4 protein-coding genes and 2 pseudogenes are annotated in these 5914 nt (G+C 69.5%); 3 read left to right on the plus strand and 3 right to left on the minus strand.

From position 1 onward, the window contains the following. From ACGFIZ_RS33870 to ACGFIZ_RS33880, 3 genes and pseudogenes are all read left to right on the plus strand, one after another. A pseudogene (locus tag ACGFIZ_RS33870) lies at positions 1–1952 on the plus strand (hypothetical protein); the annotation flags it as partial. Between the two features lie 257 nt (positions 1953–2209). Further along, positions 2210–2449 (plus strand): annotated as a pseudogene (locus ACGFIZ_RS33875) (recombinase family protein); the annotation flags it as partial. 160 nt (positions 2450–2609) lie between these two features. After that, a complete protein-coding gene (locus ACGFIZ_RS33880) occupies positions 2610–3767 on the plus strand; it encodes an integrase core domain-containing protein (RefSeq protein ID WP_393427339.1) in 1158 nt (385 codons plus the stop codon). Here the strand turns inward: ACGFIZ_RS33880 and ACGFIZ_RS33885 are convergent. From ACGFIZ_RS33885 to ACGFIZ_RS33895, 3 genes are read right to left on the minus strand one after another with little or no spacing between them, the layout of a single operon-like run. After that, entirely contained in the window at positions 3743–4159 is a 417-nt protein-coding gene (locus ACGFIZ_RS33885) for an Imm1 family immunity protein (protein WP_393427341.1), read from the minus strand. The two genes, ACGFIZ_RS33880 and ACGFIZ_RS33885, sit on opposite strands and share 25 nt — an antisense overlap. After that, the gene (locus tag ACGFIZ_RS33890; protein ID WP_393427344.1) at positions 4156–4638 is read right to left on the minus strand and encodes a DddA-like double-stranded DNA deaminase toxin; all 483 of its coding nucleotides are present in this window, start codon (positions 4636–4638) and stop codon (positions 4156–4158) included. The genes ACGFIZ_RS33885 and ACGFIZ_RS33890 overlap by 4 nt, the downstream gene beginning before the upstream one ends. Further along, on the minus strand, positions 4635–5162 hold the full coding sequence (locus ACGFIZ_RS33895; protein WP_393427347.1) for a DUF6244 family protein: 528 nt from the start codon (positions 5160–5162) through the stop codon (positions 4635–4637). The genes ACGFIZ_RS33890 and ACGFIZ_RS33895 overlap by 4 nt, the downstream gene beginning before the upstream one ends. Positions 5163–5914: the final 752 nt, after the last annotated feature.

Genomic DNA, 5914 nt, shown 5'->3' on the forward strand with positions numbered 1-5914 from the left:
ATACGTTGCCGATGTCCGGGCCGGTACCTGCCCCGCCGGCGGGCACGGGTCTGCCCGGGCTGCCCGGGCCGCTGGACGACCCGAACGCCCCCACCACATCGTCCTGGCCGGCGTGGCCGGCCGCATCGTCCTGGCCGGCGGGGTGGACGGAACCGGCGGAGCCGGTTCCCGGCAGTGGTGTCACCGACGGGCACTACGGTGCTGCGATGTCCACCGACCCCGGCCAGCAGCGCATCGGCAATCAGGCCGGCGAGGGCAGCGGGAACCCCGGCGACTGGGCCACCTACCAGGGGACGGACATGGACTGGCAGCCCTCCCCAGCGGTGACCCGCACCGACGCCGGCACTCTCCACGCCGGCGACACCCTCCATCACCCGGCCGACGAGCCACCCACCACCCCCGCCCCACTCCACCCCGACCAACCCCAACCCCAACCCACTGCGGACAGCTGGGTGCGCGACCCGGATAGGGCCCGGACGCTGTTCAACCAGCACGCCGGCCACATCGCCACCACAACGCAGCAGCAGGAGGAGCTGCGGCTGTTGTGGAACGCCCTGATCGGCCGTATGGACGGCGACGGGCTCATCACCGTCAGCGAGCAAGCCCTCGCCGATGCGACATCCACACTGCGGCGGACGGTGCATGACCGGATCGGGGCATTGCGCGACCGTCGTCTGCTGCAGGTGGTCCCAAGAGGTCACGGTAGCAGGACGGCGCGGTACAAGGTGACCGATCCGGGTCCGCCCCGGCAAGCATCGTTGCCGGCCCTTCCTGCAGGCAGCCAGTGGGTGCGCGACCCGGATGGGGCCCGGACGCTGTTCAACCAGCACGCCGGCCACATCGCCACCACAACGCAGCGGGAGGAGCAGCCGCTGCGGCAGTTGTGGAACGCCCTAATCGACAGTATGGACGGCGACGGGATCATCACCGCCAGCGAGCGAGCCCTCGCCCGTGCGGCAGGCACATGGCAGTCGGCGGTGAATGACCGGATCCGGGTATTGCGCAACTATGGTCTGCTGCAGCTGGTCAAGGAACATGACGGTGGCGTGGCGGCGCGGTACAGGGTGACCGATCCGGGTCCGCCCCGGCAAGCACCGGTGCCGGGCCCTGCCCCCGGACCGGACCGCCCGCAGGGTAGTGCGGACCTGTCCTGGCTGAACCACGGGGATACGTCGCCGATGCCCGGGCCGGTACCTGCCCCGCCGGCGGGCACGGGTCTGCCCGGGCTGCCCGGGCCGCTGGACGACCCGAACGCCCCCACCGCATCGTCCTGGCCGGCGGGGTGGACGGGACCGGCGGGGCCGGGTCCCGGCAGTGGTGCGACCGACGGGCACTACGGTGCTGCGATGTCCACCTACCCCGGCCAGCAGCGCATCGGCAATCAGGCCGGCGACGGCAGCGGGAACCTCGACGCCTGGGCCACCTACCAGGTGGACCCAGCCGATCCGCTCGATCTGTTTGATCTGTTTGATCCGCTCCATCCGGCGGCGTGGGTCGGCCCGCCCACGGCCCTGGACACGGAACCCGACCCCGGGCCGCAACCGATGGATCCGCCCCTACCGCAGGCCCCGCCCGACCCGACATCGTGGTCGCAGCCCAGCGGCGACCAGCCCAGCCAGTTCCCAGGGACGCAGTCGTTCCCGCCCGGACTGGGCGTACCGGATCCGGCACCTCCGTTGCCGATGCCCGGGCCGGTACCTGCCCCACCGGCGGACACGGGTCTGCCCGGGCTGCCCGGGCCGCTGGACGACCCGAACGCCCCCACCGCATCGTCTTGGCCGGAGGGGTGGACGGGACCGGCGGGGCCGAATCCCGACATTGATGTGACCGCCCACGGTGCCGGGATGTCCACCCACCCCGGCCAGCCGCCCGTCGACAATCAGCCCGACGACGGCAGCGGGAACCCCGGCGCCTGGGCCACCTGGCAGGGGCCGGACATGAGGTTTTCCTAACGCTCATGTCACCGGGGATCATTTAGTTGATCTTCAGGGCGGGGGGTTGAGCGTCGGGCCGGGCACGCAGCATTCGCCCCGGATGTTTCTGTCGGCAAAGGACCATTTGACGACAGGTACGGAACAGAGTCAATGGATCACTCCCGACCACGGGAATCCGACCCACCGATCCAATGCAGGCCGATCCGAGTTGACGACAGCGTTTGATGACAGTCGGATCAGCGGTGTCGGCGACGATCGGATGAACAGGACAGGCAATGGCGGAGTTGGTCTACACGCGGGTGTCCACCGACGAGCAGAGCACCCAGCGGCAGACCCACCTGCTTGACGAGGCCGGGCTCACCGCCGAGGCCGGGGCGCGGATGTTCAGCGACCCGGCCACCTCGTCCAAGATCCCGGCGCTGGAGCGTGCCGGGTTCCGGGAGCTGGCCCGCTTCGCCCGGCCCGGCGACCGGCTCACGGTCTCCGAGCTGTACCGGCTGTGCCGCGACCTGGCCGACATCCCCACCGTGCGCGACTGGTGCCAGCGCCATCAGGTGAAGCTGCGTGTGCTGTCCGGCGCGCTGTCGGGCATCACCGACCTGGCCTGTACGGTGCCAGTACCTGTCGCACCTGCAGTGAGCTGGGGCTTCATGGGAATGAGGCACCTTCGTGGTCATGGTCTTCCAGCTGATCTATCTGGTCGCGATCCGCCTGTTCGACGCTCTGCTCCTCGCGGCGCGCAGCGACCGCGCGGTGCTCGCGGAGCTGCTGGCCCTGCGCCACGAGGTCGCGGTGCTGCGCCGTCAGGTCCACGGCCGACCACGACTGTCCTGGCCAGACCAGGCGATCCTGTCCGCGCTGGCCCGCCGCCTGCCCCGCACGGTCCACATCCACCGGATCGTGACCCCGGCGACCCTGCTGGCCTGGCACCGCCGGCTGGTCCAACGCCGCTGGACCTACCCCCACCGCGGCAGCCGACCACCCGCCAGCGACGAAATCCGCGAGCTCATCCGCCGGATGACCCGGGACAACCCCCGCTGGGACCACAAAAGAATCCAGGGCGAACTGCTCGGACCGGGCCACCGCGCCGGCCTCGGCACCATCCGCCGAATCCTGGCCCGTGACCGCCCCGGCCCCGCACCCCACCAGACCGACACGTCTTGGCGAACGTTCCTGCGCGCCCAGGCCACCGGCCTGCTGGCCACCGACTTCTTCCACGTCGATACCGTGTGGCTGCGCCGGCTGTACGTGCTGGTCGTCATGGAGATCGCCACCCGCCGGGTACACCTGCTCGGCGTGACCGAGCACCCGACCCAGGCATGGGTGACCCAGCAGGCCCGCAACCTGCTCATGGACCTCGGAGAACGCACCAACGACTTCCGGTTCCCAATCCGCGACCGCGACACCAAGTACGGGCGGACCTTCGACGCGGTCCTGACCGCAGACGGCATACGGGTGGTGAACACGCCGCCGCGCACACCGAGGGCGAACTGTTTCGTGGAGCGCTGGGGCCGCAGCATGCGCGAGGAGTGCACAGACCACCTCCTCATCTACGGCGAACGGCACGCCAGGACGGTACTGACCGAATACGTCCGACACTTCAATGATCACCGGCCGCACCAAGGCCACGGACAGGTGCCCAACCATGACCCGGGCGTCGTCGTGCCGATCGACGGCGTCGTTCGACGCCGACGGCGGCGCGGCACATGTGTATTCAACGGGTCGTGGTCGATGTGGCGGCCAGGGGACGTTTCCCTGCCGGATGTGAAGGCCTCGCCGTTGAGCAGGCCGACGTCGGGCGGGTGCTGTTACTCCGCAACAGTGGGCACATGAGGCGCCTCGCCTCCTGTCTTGAGATAGGTGGCTGCGATCTGTATGGCCGTTTCGGGCCGGATCCGCAGGTGCTCGGCGGGGTACTCGGTGGGTACCCCGCTGAGGTCGAAGCTGAGTCCCCCGCTCGGGGACTGAACTGTGGGATCGTTGAGGTAGCCGCCGTCGTCGGCGATGTGTACCGCGAAGGCGTGAGTGGGGTGGCCGAGCCCGATCTGCAGGCCTGGTGGCAGCTCATCGGCATCATCGGTCGTGTCGCTGAAGACGGTGATCACGACGGGCTCGGCAGCCTCGTGGATCTCGTGGAGGAGTGCCTCTAGGGCGGCGGGTTCGGTCAGGTCGGCCTCGTGGTTGTCGCGGTGGTCACCTCGGTCGTATGCCCACGTCACCTTCATGCGATTGCCTTTCCGTTGCCTCTGTAGGTACGCCAGAGACGTACCTGCCCGTCATCGTCGCGTACGTACACGGTCAGCTGCGCGCCGGCCGGCAGCAGGCGGGAGAGGATCTTCTCGCAGCCGTAGGGCTCGTAGTCGCACGGCGGGTTGTTGGTCAGCACGACCGCGTGCATGACCTGTTCGCGGCGCATCCGGGCGGCGAGCTTGGCCTCAAGGTGGTCGGTCGTGGTGGCGATGAGCTTGTAGGCCGGCTTGAGGTCAGCGGCGGCGTCCGGGTCGCGGCCAGATCTCATTGGTATCCGCTCGCCGTTGATCAACGCCACGCCGGACGTGGGGTCCTTCGCTTGTCGTCGAGGCAGGTCGCGGGCGGCGTCCGCCAGCCAACTGGGGAGCTGCTCCGATGCGGCCGGCTTTTGGTTTGGGCTCGCGGTGGTGTCGCGCGTGGTGGGCGGTCGGCTGATGCCGCCGCCCGTGGTCAATTTCCCAGGTCACCGACCTGCCGGGCTTGCGCCAGTGCCGCTTCGACATGTTGGCGCGCCTCGTCTCCTCGTGTCCTGATGGTCGCGAGGCTCTGGCCGAGTTGCTGCAGGCGGGCCAGCGTTGGGCCCGGCTGGCCTCCCTGCAGCGTCGCTGCGACGAGCCGCCGGGCTTCCTCGATCCCGGCTGCCGCCGCCGAAAGTCCGCCATCGGCGGAGGAGAGGGCGGCCAGCAGTGGCGTGAGCGCGCTGATGAGTTCCTGGGGTGACGGCTGCTGCGGCACTGCGGCGACCGAGCGTGATACCTCGCCCAGGACTCCGCCGACCGTCGTCAGCCGTGTGCGGACCTGCCCGACCAGCTCGCGTACCCGAGCCAGCCCCACCACGATGCCCGCGAAGCCCGCCGCGACGGCCCGGGCGGCGATCTGCTCGACGGCGTGGTCGACCGCAGCAGCTTCCTGCTGCGCCGCGCCCACACCCGCGGCCATCGCCTGCAGATCACCACGGATGCTGTCGGTCAGCAGCACGGCCCCGTACCTCACTCTGGCGGCTCTTACACCTCACGAACGGTGACAGCCTAAAGATCATGCTCGATCCGGCACAACCGGCCGAGGCCCGCAGGAACGAGCCACTCCTCGACGACGCTGTCTGCGCCGAGTCAGCGTCCCCGCAGTGCCGGAGCCGACACACCACAGCACCCGTCGGAGCCCGGCCAACCGATGGGCCTCGGCCACCGCCGGCCAGCATCCGCTTCAAGCCAAGAAAGCCCAGCTCACCCAACCGGGCACGTCCAGGCCGCCCACTCGACCTGTTGCCGGCGACCCGACGCACCCATACAGTTACGGATCAGCGGTCAGAGCGGCTCCCCCGTGGTCGCTCTGACCGGCCTGGTCGGGCACCGGGCAAAAGCGCAGCAGCACCTGGCCGGGTAGCTCAGGATTGGTCCGCGTGGAATCGGACCAGGCGGTTCTTCTCCGAAGACGCCTCTGCTCGGGCGCTTCGCCCGTTCACTCAATCGATCCCGCACGGAACATCATCCATCGGGCACAGTCGTGCTTGGAGGGCCAAGTTCAGCCAATGCGGCGAGCATGGTGTCCCAGTCGCTGCCGACGTAGGCGAAGGGGGTTCACGGTCCTCGTCATCCATGCGTCCGACGGAGTCGACGATGACATCACGTAGCGCAAGTTGTCGGTGCTGTCCCTCCGCGCGTCGGGCGCGACACGGCAGGCGGCTCACGCCGCCCGCGGAACCCCGGCCGATTAGCACAAATGATCGAATC

The organism is Micromonospora sp. NPDC048830, assembly GCF_043198215.1.
GTDB lineage: Bacteria > Actinomycetota > Actinomycetes > Mycobacteriales > Micromonosporaceae > Micromonospora.